Source organism: Shinella kummerowiae (assembly GCF_009827055.1).
In the GTDB taxonomy this organism is placed as follows: domain Bacteria; phylum Pseudomonadota; class Alphaproteobacteria; order Rhizobiales; family Rhizobiaceae; genus Shinella; species Shinella kummerowiae.
Map to the genome: position 1 here is coordinate 19,498 of NZ_WUMK01000003.1, position 16,108 is coordinate 35,605.

A 16,108-nucleotide genomic window follows, 5' to 3' on the forward strand; every position below is an offset into this window, starting at 1 on the left:
GTTTTCAATACGCTTCGGGTGAACACGCGCACTGTGCGCTCGCCGCGAAGAAATTCGGATGTGAGTCCTTTGTTCCGACGTCCGCAATTGTAAGTCCGAACGACACACGCCCGTTCGTCCGCACTCTACCATCCCGCCGGGTCCAAGCAAGGCGCTTGCCCGCAACGGCGAGGGGAGCCGGGCCGACCGCGTTGGCGTTTCACTTGGCGTATTGAAGAAAATTAAAATCCATATATTTTATAGAAAATAAGCCAGCCTTCCGACTGGGTCCTCGCAGGAGGAGTTTGAATGAGCATGCATGCGGATGTCGCCGTCATTGGATCGGGTTTTTCGTCTGTTGCCCTGTCGCTCAATCTTGTCGACGTGTTGCCCGCGACCGCGCGGGTCTGTCTCGTCGGCGCGACACGCAAGCGGGGACGCGGCATCGCCTATGCCGCAAATGGGGATTGCCTTCTGTTGAACGTGCCGGCCGGCCGCATGAGCCTTTTTGCCGATCGGCCGAACCATTTCGTCGACTGGCTGGCTGAGAACGGCAGATCCGCGGCAGGCAACGATTACGTGCCCAGACAGCTCTACGGCCGCTATCTCGGCGACAGCCTCGACGCCGCCTTGAAGCGTACGGCGAACCGCGCGGCATTGAGCCTCGTCGATGCGGAGGCCTGCAGCGCCGAACCCGTTCAGGATGGCAGCCTGACGTTTCGACTCTCGGACGGCGCACGGCTTCACACCGATTTCGCAGTGCTTTGCACGGGAGCGGGAACTGCGCGCCTGCCGCTTCGCGCCGACCAGCTTTCTTCCGACAACCACCCTTTCATCGTGCACGATCCCTGGGCGGAGGACTGGCTTGAACGCGTCCCGAGCGACGGCGACATCCTGCTCGTCGGAACCGGGCTGACCATGATCGATCAATGCCTGCTGCTGAAAGAGCGCGGCTTTCGCGGAACGATCCACGCCGTCTCGCGGCACGCTTTGCTGCCGCAGGCACACCTGACCGAACGCGCCGAGCCTACGACACCAGTGCTCAGCGCAGGAGGCGGCGAGGTGAGTGAAATGCTGGCGATCCTCCGGGCAGCGGCAGACGCCGCACCGGATTGGCGAGCCGTCATGGACGGCCTGCGCCCGGTTACCCGGGAGATATGGGCTTGCTGGAGCCCCGCCCAGCAAGGCCGCTTCCTGCGTCACGCCGCCACCTTCTGGAATGTCCACCGCCATCGCATGGCGCCCCGCGTCGCGCGGGGCATCGAGACACTCCAGCGATCAGGACAACTTCGGTGTCACAAGGGCCGGCTGGAGGCGGTGCGGCGGGTGGGCAGGCGTGTCGAGGCGCGGATCAACGCCCGTGACGGGTTCGCGCTCACCACGGACCTGGTGGTCAACTGCACCGGTTTCGACCGATGCACGGCGAAGACCTCACCGTTTCTGGCAAGCCTCGCCGATCAGGGCCTGATCCAGCCCGATCGTGCTGGGCTCGGCATCGCCGTCGATGAACACTCTGCAGCTATCGCCGCGGGCGGGAAGGGCAAACCCCGCCTCTATGCCATGGGGCCGCTCACCGCCGGACGGCACTGGGAGATCACCGCCGTACCTGACATCCGCGTCCAGGCGCGTTCGGTTGCCGAAACTATCGGCGCAAGGGTTTCAACCGGATGAGAGGCGCGCCAAGCGTCGCGCCCTGCCGCCAGAGCGGGACGCCATGATCTCGCAAAAATCCAAATATGCCCTGCGTGCCTTGCGCGCGCTCGCGCGGGTGCATCCCGACACCCCTCTGCTGATATCGGCGATCGCCAGCCGCGAAAACATTCCGAAGAAGTTTTTGGAGCAGATATTGCTGGAGCTCAAGCGGGCCGGTTTTGTCGCGAGCCGGAGAGGCCGGCGCGGGGGATATCTGCTGCAACGACATCCCGACGAGATCACCCTCGGTGCCGTTCTGCGCACGACGGAGGGGGCTCTGGTGCCTGTCGCGTGCCTGGCAGATGGCGGCTATTGCAAAGACTGCCGCGAACAGAAGCATTGCACCGTCCGGCGTGTTTTCGCGCGGATTGCCTTTCTGTACGGCGAGATCCTCGACAATACGACGCTGGCCGACATTCTGAATGCTTCATTCGAGGGGCCGCTCGACGGGCGGTTTGCCCTCAAAAACCTTGCCATCAATAAAATACACTAAAAAGGTAGAAATTACAGAAAATCGCGTTATCATGCTACCAGACGTCTCGTTCCAGGGTGCAGGGAAGGGGTATTGCATGTTCATCGAAAGGGTCGCGCGGCAAGAAAGTCCGATGATGCAAATAGCGGTGATCGGCGCAGGCCTGTCGGGGCTTGCCACGACGATCGCCCTGATGAAGCGGTTTCATCAGCCCTTTGAAGCGTGGCTGATCGATGCGCAGGACGCGCCGGGTTCCTTCGGCAATGGCCCGGTAGGCAGGGCCCTGACCAGCGAACCGGCGCGCGACCTGTCGGTCATTCCAGACCGCCCCGACGATTTTTCCGACTGGCTGAAGGGCAGCCTTCTGGCGGACGGCCCGATTGCCTCGCTGCGCGGCCCGCAGGACCTGCATGTTCCCCGCGCGCTCTTCCGGGACTATGTGATGGCCCGCTTCAGCGAGGCCCTGAGCCTTCGCAAGGACATTCGTATCCGCACCTTCCGTGGCGAGGTGCGTGATGCCATCCCGCAAAACGATCGCGTCCGGCTCCGCTTCAGGGAAGGGGACCGGGCCGAATTCGATCATGTCTTCATTGCCACCGGTTTTGGCGTAGCCCGGCGCGAAGCCGATTCCTGGCGTGCGGCCCATGCCGCCGCCGACCGGCTGTCGCAGTGCGAAGACCCGCCGGTGCTGACACTCCTCGGCAACGGCCCGCGCTTTGCCTCACTCCTCCTTGATTTGCGGGCGAGCGGTTATGCCGGACCGATCCATATCCGCGCCGCGACCGGCAGCCTGCCGCAACCCCACGGCCGTGGCCATGACCGGGCGAGCTTTGGACCTCCGCCGGCCAGCCGGTCACTCCGGGATGCCTTCCACTACATCCGCCGGGAGTGTCGTACTGCGGAGAACCGGGAACCCGGCCAATGGCAGTCGGTGGTCGACGCGGCCTCCCTTCGTCTTTCCGCCGTCTGGCGCAACCTGCCGCAGAAGGAACGAAACCACTACCGCCGCCACCTTCTGCATCTGCATCGGCACTTTTCAACCCGCATCGCACGCGATACCCACCGCCGCCTCGTTGCCGAACTCGAAACCGGGCGCACACAATTCGTTTCGTCGCGGCTCCCGGCAGGACCGGAGGAAAACACCGTCGATTGTCGCGAAACGCCCTCAGCGTCGGTGCTCGCCCGACTGCTCGGCATGGATCTCGACCTGCTCAGCGTCAACGACAGCGGAGGTCTCCTTATGGACGGCAACCCTCTGTTCGGGCTGTCCCTGGTCGGCACAGCCGCCTCGAGCCTGCGTCCTGGTCCGTTCGTTTTTGCCGAAACGGTACGGCAAGCCTATCGGGCCGTACTCGACATGCAACGCCACACATTCGCCCTGGCATCGCGATCCTGAAAGGCGCACAGGTACGGCCTATCGAATGCGTTCCATAATGCCGATTATGCGACCTAATCATGTACGGCGGGTACATTCTATTTTGCAGTGTGGCAGTGGGCCGCTTAAAGAAAGTCCTCGCGACGCGGTGTAAAAGTATCGATCAATAGACCGGGCGTCAGCGCTACGACACCATGGACGACGTTTGGTGCGACGATGAAGCTGCTTCCGGGGCCGAGGCGTGTCGTGACACCATCGAGCGTGACGTCGAAGGCACCTTCGGCGACGTAGCTGACCTGCGTATGCGGGTGCGAATGCAAGGCGCCGATGGCGCCCTCCTCGAAGCGGAAGGCGACGAGCATCATTTCCGGGCGGTGGCTCAGTACCGCGCGGCGGTTGCCGGGTGCGACTTCGGTCCAGACGGTGTTTTCGGGCAAGGTATAAGGTTGCATGTGACCTCTCATCGGGCGAGCCATCCGCCGTCTACCGGCAGGATGGTGCCATGTACATAGTCGGAAGCCGTTGCCGCGAGGAAAACCGCAGCACCGGCCATGTCATCGGGCGTTGCCCAACGGCCGGCCGGAATGCGCTTCAGTATGTCGGCGCTGCGCTCCGCGTCGGCACGCAAGGCGACCGTGTTGTTGGTTTCGACATAGCCGGGCGCGATGGCATTGACGTTGATGCCGCGCGCCGCCCACTCGTTTGCCATGAGCTTCGTCAGGCCGGCAAGGCCGCTCTTCGCCGCTGTATAGGATGGTACGCGAATGCCGCCTTGGAAGGAGAGCAACGAGGCGATGTTGATGATCTTGGCCTTTCGCTCCGCCGCAATCGCCGCCTTTGCAAAGGCCTGGCACAGGAAGAAGACGGATTTCAGATTGGTGTCGAGCACCGCATCCCAATCCTCTTCGGTGAACTCCAGCGCATCTGCGCGACGGATGATGCCGGCATTGTTGATGAGGATGTCCGGCGTGGCGCCAGCTTCCAACACATCAGCAATGACGGCGCCGGCGACACCCGGCTTCGAAAGATCAGCCGTGATGGACAGGAACGTCCGCCCGGCGGATGTGACATCCGCCGCCGTCTCCGTCATCGCCGAACGCCCAACGCCGACGATATCGGCACCCGCCCTCGCCAGCCCTATCGCGATAGCCTGACCGATGCCTGTATTGGCGCCGGTGACGATCGCCCAGCGGCCGGAAAGATCGAATGGGTTCATCGAAGCGCATCCATCGGCACCTTGTCCATGTCGGTGAAGCTCATGTTATCGCCGGCCATGGCCCAGATGAACGCGTAGCGCCCGGTTCCGGCGCCGGAGTGGATCGACCAGCCTGGCGACAGGACCGCCTCGTGGTTTTTCAGCACGACATGCCGTGTCTCGCCCGGCTCTCCCATGAAGTGGAAGATGCGCGTCGCCTCCTGCATGCCGAAATAGAGATAGACCTCCATGCGCCGGTCGTGCACATGCGCCGGCATGGTGTTCCAGACGGAGCCCGGCTCGAACATCGTCAGGCCGACCAGAAGCTGGCAGCTCTCGCAGACATCCGGGTGCACATATTGGTTGATGGTGCGGGCGTTGGATTCTTCGGCAGAACCGAGCACGACCTTCTTTGCCATCTCGCGCGTGATGTGCACCGTCGGGCAAACACGATGCGCAGGGGCGCTCAAGAAGTAGAACAAGGCGGGCTCGGCCGGGTTACGGCTTGAAAAGGCCAGTGGCCCCTCGCCCATCCCGATATAAATGGCCTCCTGAAAGCCGAGCGTGTGGTCTTTTCCACCCACGCTGATAGTGCCCGAACCGCCGATGTTGACGATAGCCGCTTCCCGGCGTTCGAGGAACTGCTCCGTCCCCGTCTCGGGAACCCGGTCGATCACCAGCGCTTCGGAAAGCGGCGCGATGCCGCCGACGACCATGCGATCAAGATGGCTGTAGGTGAGGTTGATCTCGCCTGGACGGAACAGCGCCTCGATGACGAAGCCGTCGCGCAGTCCCTGCGTGTCGCGCCTTGCTGCATCCTGTGGTCCGACGACCTGTCGTACTGATACGGAAATTGTCACGGCATATGCCTCTTGCTTTCAGGTTTTCGGGGGTCAGGTGAGCACGACATATTCGGTCAGCTGATTGATGGTCGTGTCGGCCTTGTCGACATCGAACACCTTGGTGCCGTGGCTCATGATCACGAAGCGATCGCAGACCTGATAGGCGTGGTAGATATTGTGTGTCACCAGCACGCTGGAGACGTTTTCCGCCTTGAGCTTCAGCACCTGATTGAGGAGTGCTTCCGTCTCGCGGACCGAGAGTGCCGAGGTCGGCTCGTCGAGCAGCAGGACGCGTTTCTTGAAGTAGACGGCACGCGCGATGGCAACCGCCTGCTTCTGGCCGCCGGAGAGATTGCCGACCAGCGTATCCGGGGAATCGATGCCCGAAATGTGCACGGCGTTCTGCAAGACATCCATGGCGATGGCGCGCATCTCGGCCTGTCGCAGGAAGCCGAAGCGATCCGTCAACTCACGGCCCATGAAGATGTTGCGGGTGATCGAGAGGCTGTCGACCAGCGCTGTGTGCTGGTAGATCGTCTCGATACCGGCATCCGCTGAATCCGAGCGACAGGTGAAGGCCGTCTTCTTTCCGTCGACGCTGAGGTAACCTTCCGTCGGCTTGTGGATGCCGGAGATCAGGTTGACGGTCGTCGACTTGCCGGCGCCGTTATCGCCGAGCAGACCGACCACTTCGCCCTCTCCAATGTGGAAGCTGAGGTTGCGAAGCGCCGTCAGCGCGCCAAAACTTTTCGAGATATTGTGCAGTTCGAGAAGGTTCGACATTACGCAACACCTCGCCGCTCGATGAGATGGTTGAAGATGGCGGCCAGCACGATCAGCGTCGCGATGAACATATCGAGATAGAAGCCCGGCGCACGCAGCAGCAGCAGCACATCCGTCATGGTGTGGATGAGCAGCACGCCGAGGAAGATGCCGATGATCGAACCGCGGCCGCCACGCAGCGACAGGCCGCCGATGACGCAAGCGGCGATCGCCTGGAGCTCAAGCCCCGCACCCTGCCCCGGCTGAACGCTGCCGACGCGGGCGGTGGCGAGAATGCCGGCCACCGCCGCCATGCCGCCGGCAATGGCAAAGGCGATGAGCTTGACTCGGTTCGTGTTGATGCCGATCGCCTCGGCCGCACCACGATTGCCGCCCGTCGCGAAGACGTGGTTGCCGAAGCGGTGACGGTGTAGCAGGAAATGGAAGCCGACGACGAAAAGCACGATCCAGATGAAAGCGGCGTTGATGCCGAAGAGCGTGCCGGAGAACAGGCTGGTGAAGACAGGCTCGGGATCAAAGCGCACCTGCACCGCGCCATTGTAAAGCAGCACCGCACCACGCCAGAAGAGCAGGCCGCCAAGCGTTACGATGAAGGACGGCAGGCCGAAGCGGATCGTGATCTGGCCGTTGAGCAGGCCGATCAGGACACCGGCGAGGATGCCGAGCGGGGCGGCGACGAAGGCACTGATGCCGGCGCCGACGAGGCTCGCCATCAGCACGGCGGTGAAGGTGTATACGGAGCCGATGGAGAGGTCGAATTCGCCCGCGATCATCAGCACGCCGGCGCCGAGCGCGAGGCAGCCGAGCACGGGGATTGCCTTCATCAGGATCGTCAGATTCTGCGGCGAGAGATAGCGAAACTCGTTGGGATAGAGCAATGCACCGGCAATACAGACGATCTGCAACGCCATGAAGACGAGGAAGATCGCCCCGGCGGGCATGCCCATGATCTGCTTGAGGGTCGATTGTCTTTGGGTCCGCGAACGGGGCGCGGCACTGTCTGCTAGAATAGGGGTCACGGTCTGGCACTCGATCGTTTTGGGGACCCGGGAACCCACCGGTCATGCCGGCAGGCTCCCGCTCATGGCGTGAGAAAGCGCTAGCGGTAGCTGCCGATCAGCGGCTTGACCGAGCTGATGCGCGACTTGTCGAGGAAGGCGCCCTGCCCTGTGTCGATGTCGGTGGGCGTCAGCCCGTATTTCTTGGCAAGTGCGATCTGGGCGATCGGGTGGTAGCCCTGCAGGTAGGGTTGCTGGTCCATGGTGGCGAACATCGCACCGGACTCCACCGCATTGACGATCTCGACGGCGAGGTCGAATCCGCCAAACGGGATATCGATACCGGCATCCTTGATGGCGCCCGCCCCGACAGTCGAGGTCACCGAGCCCGTGCCGAACAGCGCCTTCACCGTCGGATTGGCGATGAGGAACTGCGCCATAATGTTCTGGGCTTCCGCCGGATCGAGGCCAGCGCGAACCGTCTCGACCTTGATGCCGGCTTCAGTCATCGCCTTCTCGATGCCGCCGCCGCGCGCCACCGCAAAGCTCGCCTCGGGAATTTCGCGCGGATTGAACACCACGTCACCGGATTTCAGGCCGAATTCCTTGATCATCCGGTTGCCGAGTTCGTAACCGGAGGCAAACTCATTCATGCCGACATAGGCCTGGCGGCAATTGCCCTTGGCGCCGTCGAGGTCGTCATTGTTAAAGCCGATGACGACGATGCCGGCCTTGACCGCCGCGCAGATGCTCGCGTCGAAGGCGTCCGACGAAGAGATCGCGACGGCGATGCCGTCGACGCCGCTCGCGGTCGCGCTCTCGATCAGGTCGTTCTGGCGCACCGGATCGTTATTGGCGTATTGCACGTCGAGATCGACGCCGAACGCTGCGGCCGCGTCTTGCGCACCCTTCACCACGGGGTTAAAGAACTGGACACTCGGATCGAGGTAGATGATCATCGTGGCCTTGACATCCGCGGCAAGCGCTGTCGATGCCAGAATGGTGGTCAGGCCCGCGGCCAATGCAGCGGTTCTCAACCTGGTCAATTTCATTTGCGTATCCTCCCTTTGGATGTGCAATGCGGGTCCACAAGACCCAAGTCTCGGCTGGCGGGCTCCGACCAAAGATAACGCCAGCCGAGATTTTCCTCCCAAGCCTTTCCGCGTTTCTACGAAACTTGAAAACGCTCTATCTCTTTGTTTTTTCGCAATTCTACCTGCGCAGCCGGTTATGCGAACCAGGGCGCCGGGCGCCCGAGCGTAACGTGCACGCCCTTGAACTGGGAATATTCGTCGAAGCCGTAGCGGCCAAGTTCGCGGCCAAGGCCGCTTTTCTTGTAGCCGCCGATCGGCAATTCCGGCGTGCCGTCGATGACGCTGTTGATCCAGCAGCGGCCGGCGCGGATGCGGCGGATGCTTTGCAGTGCGTTTTCGAGATTGCTCGACCAGACGGAGGCCGACAGGCCGAATTCGCTGGCATTTGCCATCGCCACCGCCTCGTCCGCCGTCTTGAACGTGAGCGTCGACAGCACCGGTCCGAAAATCTCCTCCCGGGCGATCGTCATGTCCGGTGTCACGCCGGCAAACACCGTCGGTGCGTAATAGAGCCCGGCCTCCCTGCCGACCCTTTCGCCGCCGAGCAGCAGTTCCGCGCCGGACGCAATGCCCGCCTCCACATAGGAATGCACCTTCGCAGCATGCGCTTCGGAAATCATTGCGCCGATCCTGGTGCGTTCGTTCAACGGATCGCCGAAGGTCACCTTGCGCGAGATGTCGAGCAGGCGCTCCATCAGCGCATCGCGGATGCCCTCCTGCACCAGAAGCCGGCTGCCGGAAATGCAGCATTGGCCAGCATTGTGGTAGACGCCATAGGCGATGCCGTCGGCCGCCGCATCGAGATCCGCATCGGCAAAGACGATCTGCGGGCCCTTGCCGCCAAGCTCCAGCCCGACGCGCTTGACGCTGCGCGCGGCGATCTCGCCGAGCTTGGTGCCGACGCGAACGGAACCGGTGAAGGCGACCATGTCGACGCCGGGGTCTTCGGCCAACACTTGGCCCGCCGGATCGCCATAGCCGGTGACGACATTGAACACACCATCCGGAATGCCGGCCTCCCGCGCCAGTTCGGCCATACGGATCGAGGTGCCGGAGGTGAATTCGGACGGTTTCAGCACCACGGTGCAGCCGGCGCCGATGGCCCACGGCACGCGCTCGGAGGCGATGATGAAGGGAAAGTTCCACGGCGTGATGATTCCAACGACGCCGACCGCTTCGCGCAGCACGAGGCCAAGACGGTCGTCGCCGATATTGTTGTGGCTCTGGCCTTCCAGCGCGCGGGCCTGCCCGGCCGCATAGGACCAGAGGTCTGCGCAGAAGCCGATCTCGCCGCGCGCCTGGTTGATCGGCTTGCCGACCTCGAGGCTTTCGGCGAGCGCCAGTTCTTCCTGATGCACAAGGATAAGGTCCGCCACCTTGAACATCAGGCGCGAGCGCTCGGCGCCCGACATGCGCGGCCAGGGGCCGGTATCGAAGGCGCGACGCGCCGCCGCAACAGCGGCCCGCACGTCATCTGCCGAGGCCTCGGGCCATGTGCCGACCACGACGCCGGCATGGCCGGGGCTCACCCGATCGATCGTCCGGCCGGAGGCCGCGTCGACAGACTTGCCATCGACAAGCATTCGGTAGCCGGATTTAATGTCGAGGCGGGGATCACTGGAATCGGGTGCGATGAAATTGGACAGCAATATCGTTCCAAGGCCGGACACGCGGTGCCGACCCCTCCCTGTTTATCCGGCTTTATGGGCGCCGGATTTCTGTTGGACTTAAGATGTATGGTACTGTATGGTGGTTTAAATTGGATGTCAACGCATGACGGCGGCGAAAGAAATGAACCTTGAATCCCTGAAGATCGACACCGGCGAAACCGCGGCGGCGCAGGTCGAACGCGACCTGCGGGAATCGATCATCCGGCTCGAACTGGCCCCCGGGATGCGGCTTTCCGAACAGGATATCGCCACCCGCATGGGCGTCTCGCGCCAGCCCGTCCGCGAGGCGCTGATCGCGCTCGGCAAGTCGAAACTGGTCGACATCCGCCCGAACCGGGGCACCGTCGTCGTGAGGATTTCCGCACGGCAGATGATGGAGGCACGCTTTGTGCGCGAGGCGATCGAGACCGCGGTGGCCCGACGTGCCAGCGAGACTTTCGACGCCTGGACGCGGCGCAAGATCGACACGATCCTCGCCCGCCAGAAGGCGGCGATGGAAGCACACGACCACAACGCCTTCCGCCGCGAGGATGAGCAGTTTCACATCGCCATAGCCGAAGGCGCCGGCTGCGGCCTCGCCTGGAATGCCATTTCAGACATCAAGGCGCATATGGACCGCGTCTGCAATCTCCAGCTCCGCCATCCCGATTCGATGACACGGCTGATCACCGAACACGAGGCGATCATCACCGCAATCGACTCGCGCGACGCCGATGCCGCCGGGACCGCCATGCGCAGCCATCTGAACGGCATCCTCGCCGACCTGCCCCAGATCGAGGCCGATAACCCCGACCTTTTTGAGTAGCGCTTGGTGATGGAACCCTGAGCGACTATGGGTTCCATGCGTTATCGAGCTCCAAAGCGAGGCTCGCCCCTTGGATATCCGGGGCAGTGCTCAAAAATCAATGGCGTGCGCGGAGCGATATTGAGTGACGTCAGGCTGCGAATACCTGCCCATCGAAAAGTTTGCGGGTGGTGCGCAGGAATGAGCATTCGCCGAGCCCGCCAGGCGCGTCCTGATCGACACGCAGCAGGATTTCCATGTTGCCGGTCGGATGTTCGACAGCGACGGTCTTCTCCTCGCCCGCCGGAAGCACCGCCATGGAGGCGGCCGGACTTTCGGGAAACATGCAGGCCGTCGCGACGCTCAATGCACCGAAGACGCCGATGGAGGCGTGTACGCGGTGCGGAATGAGGCTGCGGGTCATGATGGCGCCACCGCCGGTCGGCGGGGCGACAAGCGTCATCTTGGGCACGGATTTCTTCGCGACGTCGCCGAGGTTCATGAGCGGACCTGCCGCGAGCCGGATGCGCTCGATGCGCACCTTGACCGCTTCGTTCGCTTCCAGCTCTTCGCGACTTTCGTAACCCGTCAAGCCGAAGTCCGTGGCACGCATGACGACGACGGGCATGCCGTTGTCGATCAGCGTGCATGTCACGCCGTCGATCTCGGTTGCGGCCGAGCCGGTCGGTAGCAGCGCGCCGCAGCTTGAGCCCGCAGCATCGGTGAAGGCGAGGTAGACGGGCGCCGCCGATCCCGGCACGCCGTCGATGCGCGCCTCGCCGGCATAGACCGGCCGGCCGTTTTCGGTGCGGACCCGCGCTACGGCGGATTGTGCCGTGTTCTCCATGAAAATGCGGATGGCGGTCTCCCCCTCGCCTGCCTCGACGAGCCCGCGCTCGATTGCAAAGGCACCCACGCCGGCCAGGATGTTGCCGCAATTCTGGCTGTCGCTGACGAGGTCCTGGTCGACGAAGACCTGGAGGAACAGATAGTCGACGTCGAAATCCGGTCGGGTCGAGGCGCGCACGACGGCGACCTTGCTGGTCAGCGGGTCGGCGCCGCCGATGCCGTCGATCTGGCGCGGATCGGGCGAGCCCATGATGCGCAGCAGAAGCCGGTCACGCTCCGTAGGGTCCGACGGCAGGTTATCAGCGAGGAAATAGGCCCCCTTCGACGTGCCGCCCCTCATCATCATGCACGCAATGCCATCCGGCGCCATGTCCATCACTCCTGTCGATCTCTATTCAGGTCAGGGAAGCGGGAGTTCGAGCAGTTTGCCGAACAGCCCATAGGCAATCGCCCAGAAGCCGACACCCGTCGCGATCGCGCGGATAAACGGCTTCTCCCCGGGGAAAAGCAACGTCGCCACCCCCGTTCCGATGCCAAGGCAGAGCGCTAGGCCGATCCAGTTCGCGCTGAGCGCTACGGCGACGAAGAGGCCGAGCAGACCAAGAACCCGTGGCACGTCGATACGCTCACTGGAGCCGCCGAGGTCGATGCCGCGCAGGACCTGCACCAGATAGACTGCCGAGACGATGAGGCCGAAGACCGAGACCTGCATCGGCAGCGAACCAGGTCCGACATCGCCGCGCGAATGGCCCGCCGGCAGTGCAAGGCTAAGGATGAGAAAGCTCGCATTCCATGCGATGGACAAGCAGGCGGCGACAAGGTTCTGCCAGAAGTGCTTGTGGGTCGCCTCTCCCCCCGATGCGGGGGAGAGGTTGGAACCCGAAACAGCCGAAGCCTGGTTCGTCATTGGGCGTATCCGTTCGCTTTCAGGAATTCGAGCTGGTTGGAGAGGTCGCTTTCAGCGCGCTTGGTGAACTCTTCCTCCTTCCAGTCCGGGCTGTCCTGGAACTGCTCGGTCTGGAACTTCTTCCAGTCTGCCGAGGCCGTGACCTTGTCGACCGCCGCCTGAATGGAGTTGACCACATCATCGGGCGTTCCGGCCTTCACGGCGATGCCGCGCCAGACCGCACCTTCGATATCGTAGCCCTGTTCCTTGAAGGTCGGGGTGTCGGGCAGGAATTCGCTGCGTTTGTCGGTGGAGACGCCGAGCAGCTTGATCTCGCCGTTCTTGACCTGCGCGAGACCGGTCGACGGCGTCATCATCGCGGCGTCGATATGCTTGCCGAGCAAAGCGAGCGTCACCTTGCCGGAAGCGTCATGCGGAATCCAGCCGCTCTCGAAACCGCCGGACTTCATCAGCTGATAGAGCATGTACTGGTGGAAGCCACCCGGCGCATGACCGCCAACCTTCAACCCGCTCGGGTTTTCCTTCATGTATTTCACGAAGTCTTCCACCGTCTTGAATTGGCTGTCGGATAGCACGGCGAGCGACGAAGGCTCCGACTGCATGGCGCGCAGCATGCGGAAGTCCTTGAGCTCGAAGGGAATGAGGCCCTGGGCAATGCCGAAGGTGAGCGTTCCCGTAAAGACGAGGATGTTATAGCCGTCGGCAGGCTGCGTCATGATCTGGGAAACGCCGACCGCACCGCTCCCGCCCGGCCGGTTGTCGACCTTGACACTCCAGCCGGATTCCTTTTCGAGAAGCTCAGCGAGCTTGCGGCCATAGGTATCGAGTGCTCCCCCGGCACCCGCCCAGACCACGAGCGTCACGGACTTTTCCGGAAAACCGGCCGCCATGGCCGGAGCTGGTAGGGCGACACTCGAAAGGGCGAGCGCCAGTCCCAGGGCTGCCCCTGCCATGCGTGTGCCGAACGTTCTTCTGTTGATCGTCATATGTTTTCTCCTCCTGTTGAATTTTTGATCAGCGAGCGGTGCCGTTCGCCGTTTCGTCGACATCGACCTGCCGCACGCGGCGCTTCTGGAGCCTGCGCCACAGGGGCGTCAGCAGGCTGACAAGGCTGAGGACGAGGAACAGCAGGCTGACCGGATCGGTAATGAAAATCATGTAGTCGCCCTGCGAGGACACCAGCGCCGTGCGATAGTTGGATTCCACGAGGTAGCCGAGCACCATGGCGAGAACGATCGGCGCGACCGGGAAGCGCAGCTTCTTCATGAGATAGCCGACGACGCCGAAGCCAAGCATCAGGTAGACATCGAACATCAGGTTGCGGATGGCAAAGGCGCCGAGCACGGCAAAGGCCATGATGCCGACGGCGATAACCGCATCCGGCAAGCGCATCACACGGGCCATCAAGGGCAGGAACAGGGAGCCCGCGGCATATTGCACGAGGGACGCGATGATCGTGCCGAAGAGGATCGCATAAACCAGCGAGGGCGCTTCGGTGAAGAGCTGCGGGCCGGGATGCAGGCCGTGCATGATCAGCGCGCCGACCATGATGGCAGTTGTCGGAGAACCCGGCACACCGAGCGCGAGGAGCGGGACAAGCGCACCGCCGACCGTCGCATTGTTGGAGGCTTCGGGGGCGGCGATGCCGTTGGCCGAACCTTTGCCGAACTCTTCCGGATGGGGATCACGCGCCCGGGCATAATCGCGGGCGACCCAGCAGGCGATGTTGCCGCCAACACCGGGCAGGATGCCAAGCAGGGTGCCGATGACCGAGCCGGACAACATGGAGCGCCAGGTTTCCTTCCAAAGCGCACCGGACATGAAGACGTGGCCGACCTTGTCCTTGATGACGGGGGCTGCTGCGACGCGGTTCTCGATCATCACCAGTGCTTCCGAGACTGCGAAGAGACCGATGAGTGCGGCGAGGAACGGTACGCCTTCATAAAGCTCGAACAGGCCGAAGGTGAAGCGCGGCGTGCCGGCAATCGGATCGATACCGATCGTTGCGAGCGCGAGGCCAAAGGCTGCACAGACGAGGCCCTTGATCAGGGAACCGCCGGAAAGCGCTGCAACGGAGGTGAGACCGAACACGCCGACGGCAAAATAACCCGCTGGTCCGAATTTCAGGGCGAGCGACGCCAGCGGCATGGCCAGCAGCAGCAGGGCCAGGCCACCGAAGACGCCGCCGACGGTCGATGCGGTGAGCGAGATCGAGATCGCCTCGTTCGCCCTGCCCTTGCGCGCCATGGCGTAGCCATCGATGGCGGTTGCGGCAGCAGCAGCCGTACCGGGCGTGGAGAGCAGAATTGCGCTGATTGAGCCGCCATACTCCGCCGACGTGTACAGCGAGATCATCATCAGCATGCTGAGCTCGGGGCCGAGATTATAGGTGAAGGGGATGAGAAGGCTCAGCCCGATCGACGGGCCGAGGCCCGGCAGCGCGCCGATGACGATGCCGAGGAGCGCGCCGATGATGAGGACCGCCAGTCCCGAAAAGGAGAAGATGACGCCGAGCGACTGGAGTATGCCATCCATGTCAGAGGTCCTTTGCCAGGCGGCGTGCCAGCACGAGCACGAAACCGCGATATCCGTCCGTCACGGCAAGGCCCTGATCCTTCATCGCCGCATGGGCGCTGGCGATCGTCTCGCAGGCGGCCCGCGACATGGAAGCCTTCAGCCCGAGCGACTCGATGGTTTCGGCCGCCTCGGTCATCTCGGTCACGCGTCGCGCGCCGTGTTCGAAGGTTCGCGACAGGTAGTAGTCCGCGACCTGCCGCCAGTCGAGCCCCGGAAAGGTTTCCCCAACGGAATCGAGGATGCGCTCGGTAACGCCAGCGCGTTCTGCAGAGGACAGTGCCTCGATCAGCAGCGCTTCCACACCCTTGATCATCACCGAGCGGATCATCTTCAACGACGAGGCCTGGCCTGGCGTGTCGCCGACGGCCTCGAGGTTCATGCCGAGCGCATTCAGCCGCTCGGCAGCCTCGCCCGCCCGCTTGCCGGCCACCAGTATCGGCACCTTTTCCGCATAGGGCGGCACCCGCGCCATGACGGCACCTTCGACAAAGCTGCCCTTGCCGGTCTCGATTTCCTTCGCAGCGAGCGCCTTCGTATCGGGCCCGACGGAGTTGAGATCGATGAAGATGGCGTTTGCCGAAAGATAGGGAGCAGCCGAGGCGGCTACGGCCTTGGTCGCTGCGCCGACCACCAGTGACAGAACGACATCTGCCGAGGCGATATCCGCAATGTCGTCGAGCGGCTGCACGCCCCGGTCGGATGCGATGCTGCGCAGGCCAGCCGAGGCTGCCGGATCACGGAAGCGCAGGTCGTAAGCGGCAAGCCGCGCTGCGTTGCGGCCGTTGAGGCCGCCGGCGATGGACTGTGCCGCCTCGCCGAAGCCGATGAAAGCAATCGTGGTCATTCGTCCTCCCGTGCGGAAAAGGTTCCTCCACCTTCCCCGACTTTCGA

At 63.1% G+C, this 16,108-nt stretch carries 16 protein-coding genes; 4 read left to right on the forward strand and 12 right to left on the reverse strand.

Annotated elements, in window-relative coordinates:
* The first annotated feature begins 288 nt into the window (after positions 1 to 288).
* Genes GR138_RS07950 through GR138_RS07960 form a run of 3 tightly spaced genes read left to right on the forward strand, consistent with a single transcriptional unit; the run spans position 289 to position 3,539 of the window.
* A complete protein-coding gene (locus tag GR138_RS07950) occupies positions 289 to 1,650 on the forward strand; it encodes an FAD/NAD(P)-binding protein (protein ID WP_160858146.1) in 1,362 nt (453 codons plus the stop codon).
* A 43-nt stretch (positions 1,651 to 1,693) separates the two neighbouring features.
* Positions 1,694 to 2,164: an RrF2 family transcriptional regulator gene (locus GR138_RS07955; RefSeq protein WP_160859198.1), complete on the forward strand. Its 471-nt coding sequence runs from the start codon at positions 1,694 to 1,696 to the stop codon at positions 2,162 to 2,164.
* Positions 2,127 to 3,539 (forward strand): FAD/NAD(P)-binding protein, encoded by a 1,413-nt coding sequence (locus GR138_RS07960; protein WP_160858148.1) that lies wholly within the window; start codon positions 2,127 to 2,129, stop codon positions 3,537 to 3,539. The genes GR138_RS07955 and GR138_RS07960 overlap by 38 nt, the downstream gene beginning before the upstream one ends.
* A 104-nt stretch (positions 3,540 to 3,643) precedes the next feature.
* On the opposite strand, the gene GR138_RS07965 is transcribed toward GR138_RS07960, so the two are convergent.
* The 7 genes from GR138_RS07965 to GR138_RS07995 all read right to left on the reverse strand — a co-directional run bounded on the left by GR138_RS07965 (position 3,644) and on the right by GR138_RS07995 (position 10,079).
* Entirely contained in the window at positions 3,644 to 3,970 is a 327-nt protein-coding gene (locus GR138_RS07965; protein ID WP_160858150.1) for a cupin domain-containing protein, read from the reverse strand.
* Positions 3,971 to 3,978: 8 nt separating this feature from the next.
* On the reverse strand, positions 3,979 to 4,734 hold the full coding sequence (gene kduD, locus GR138_RS07970; RefSeq protein WP_160858152.1) for a 2-dehydro-3-deoxy-D-gluconate 5-dehydrogenase KduD: 756 nt from the start codon (positions 4,732 to 4,734) through the stop codon (positions 3,979 to 3,981).
* Positions 4,731 to 5,573, reverse strand: a complete 843-nt coding sequence (gene kduI / locus GR138_RS07975) for a 5-dehydro-4-deoxy-D-glucuronate isomerase (RefSeq protein ID WP_160858154.1) — start codon at positions 5,571 to 5,573, stop codon at positions 4,731 to 4,733. The genes kduD and kduI overlap by 4 nt, the downstream gene beginning before the upstream one ends.
* 33 nt (positions 5,574 to 5,606) lie before the next feature.
* Positions 5,607 to 6,338, reverse strand: a complete 732-nt coding sequence (locus GR138_RS07980) for an ATP-binding cassette domain-containing protein (protein WP_160858156.1) — start codon at positions 6,336 to 6,338, stop codon at positions 5,607 to 5,609.
* Positions 6,338 to 7,357 carry an ABC transporter permease gene (locus tag GR138_RS07985; RefSeq protein ID WP_338091052.1) on the reverse strand — a complete coding sequence of 340 codons (1,020 nt, stop codon included), beginning with the start codon at positions 7,355 to 7,357 and terminating at the stop codon, positions 6,338 to 6,340. Before GR138_RS07985 ends, GR138_RS07980 begins: the two co-directional genes overlap by 1 nt.
* An 80-nt stretch (positions 7,358 to 7,437) precedes the next feature.
* Complete coding sequence (locus GR138_RS07990; RefSeq protein ID WP_160858160.1) at positions 7,438 to 8,388, reverse strand: sugar ABC transporter substrate-binding protein; 951 nt, start codon at positions 8,386 to 8,388, stop codon at positions 7,438 to 7,440.
* Positions 8,389 to 8,564: 176 nt separating this feature from the next.
* Entirely contained in the window at positions 8,565 to 10,079 is a 1,515-nt protein-coding gene (locus GR138_RS07995; protein WP_160859200.1) for an aldehyde dehydrogenase family protein, read from the reverse strand.
* A gap of 124 nt (positions 10,080 to 10,203) precedes the next feature.
* Between GR138_RS07995 and GR138_RS08000 the strand changes: the two genes are divergently transcribed.
* Positions 10,204 to 10,905, forward strand: a complete 702-nt coding sequence (locus GR138_RS08000; RefSeq protein ID WP_160858162.1) for a GntR family transcriptional regulator — start codon at positions 10,204 to 10,206, stop codon at positions 10,903 to 10,905.
* A gap of 130 nt (positions 10,906 to 11,035) precedes the next feature.
* Here the strand turns inward: GR138_RS08000 and GR138_RS08005 are convergent, their stop codons facing one another.
* From GR138_RS08005 to GR138_RS08025, 5 genes are read right to left on the reverse strand one after another with little or no spacing between them, the layout of a single operon-like run.
* On the reverse strand, positions 11,036 to 12,103 hold the full coding sequence (locus GR138_RS08005; protein WP_160858164.1) for a 4-oxalomesaconate tautomerase: 1,068 nt from the start codon (positions 12,101 to 12,103) through the stop codon (positions 11,036 to 11,038).
* 30 nt (positions 12,104 to 12,133) lie between these two features.
* A complete protein-coding gene (locus GR138_RS08010; RefSeq protein WP_160858166.1) occupies positions 12,134 to 12,640 on the reverse strand; it encodes a tripartite tricarboxylate transporter TctB family protein in 507 nt (168 codons plus the stop codon).
* Complete coding sequence (locus tag GR138_RS08015) at positions 12,637 to 13,626, reverse strand: tripartite tricarboxylate transporter substrate binding protein (RefSeq protein ID WP_160858168.1); 990 nt, start codon at positions 13,624 to 13,626, stop codon at positions 12,637 to 12,639. Before GR138_RS08015 ends, GR138_RS08010 begins: the two co-directional genes overlap by 4 nt.
* A gap of 28 nt (positions 13,627 to 13,654) precedes the next feature.
* Complete coding sequence (locus GR138_RS08020) at positions 13,655 to 15,175, reverse strand: tripartite tricarboxylate transporter permease (RefSeq protein WP_160858170.1); 1,521 nt, start codon at positions 15,173 to 15,175, stop codon at positions 13,655 to 13,657.
* A gap of 1 nt (position 15,176) precedes the next feature.
* On the reverse strand, positions 15,177 to 16,061 hold the full coding sequence (locus GR138_RS08025) for an NAD(P)-dependent oxidoreductase (RefSeq protein WP_160858172.1): 885 nt from the start codon (positions 16,059 to 16,061) through the stop codon (positions 15,177 to 15,179).
* Positions 16,062 to 16,108: the final 47 nt, after the last annotated feature.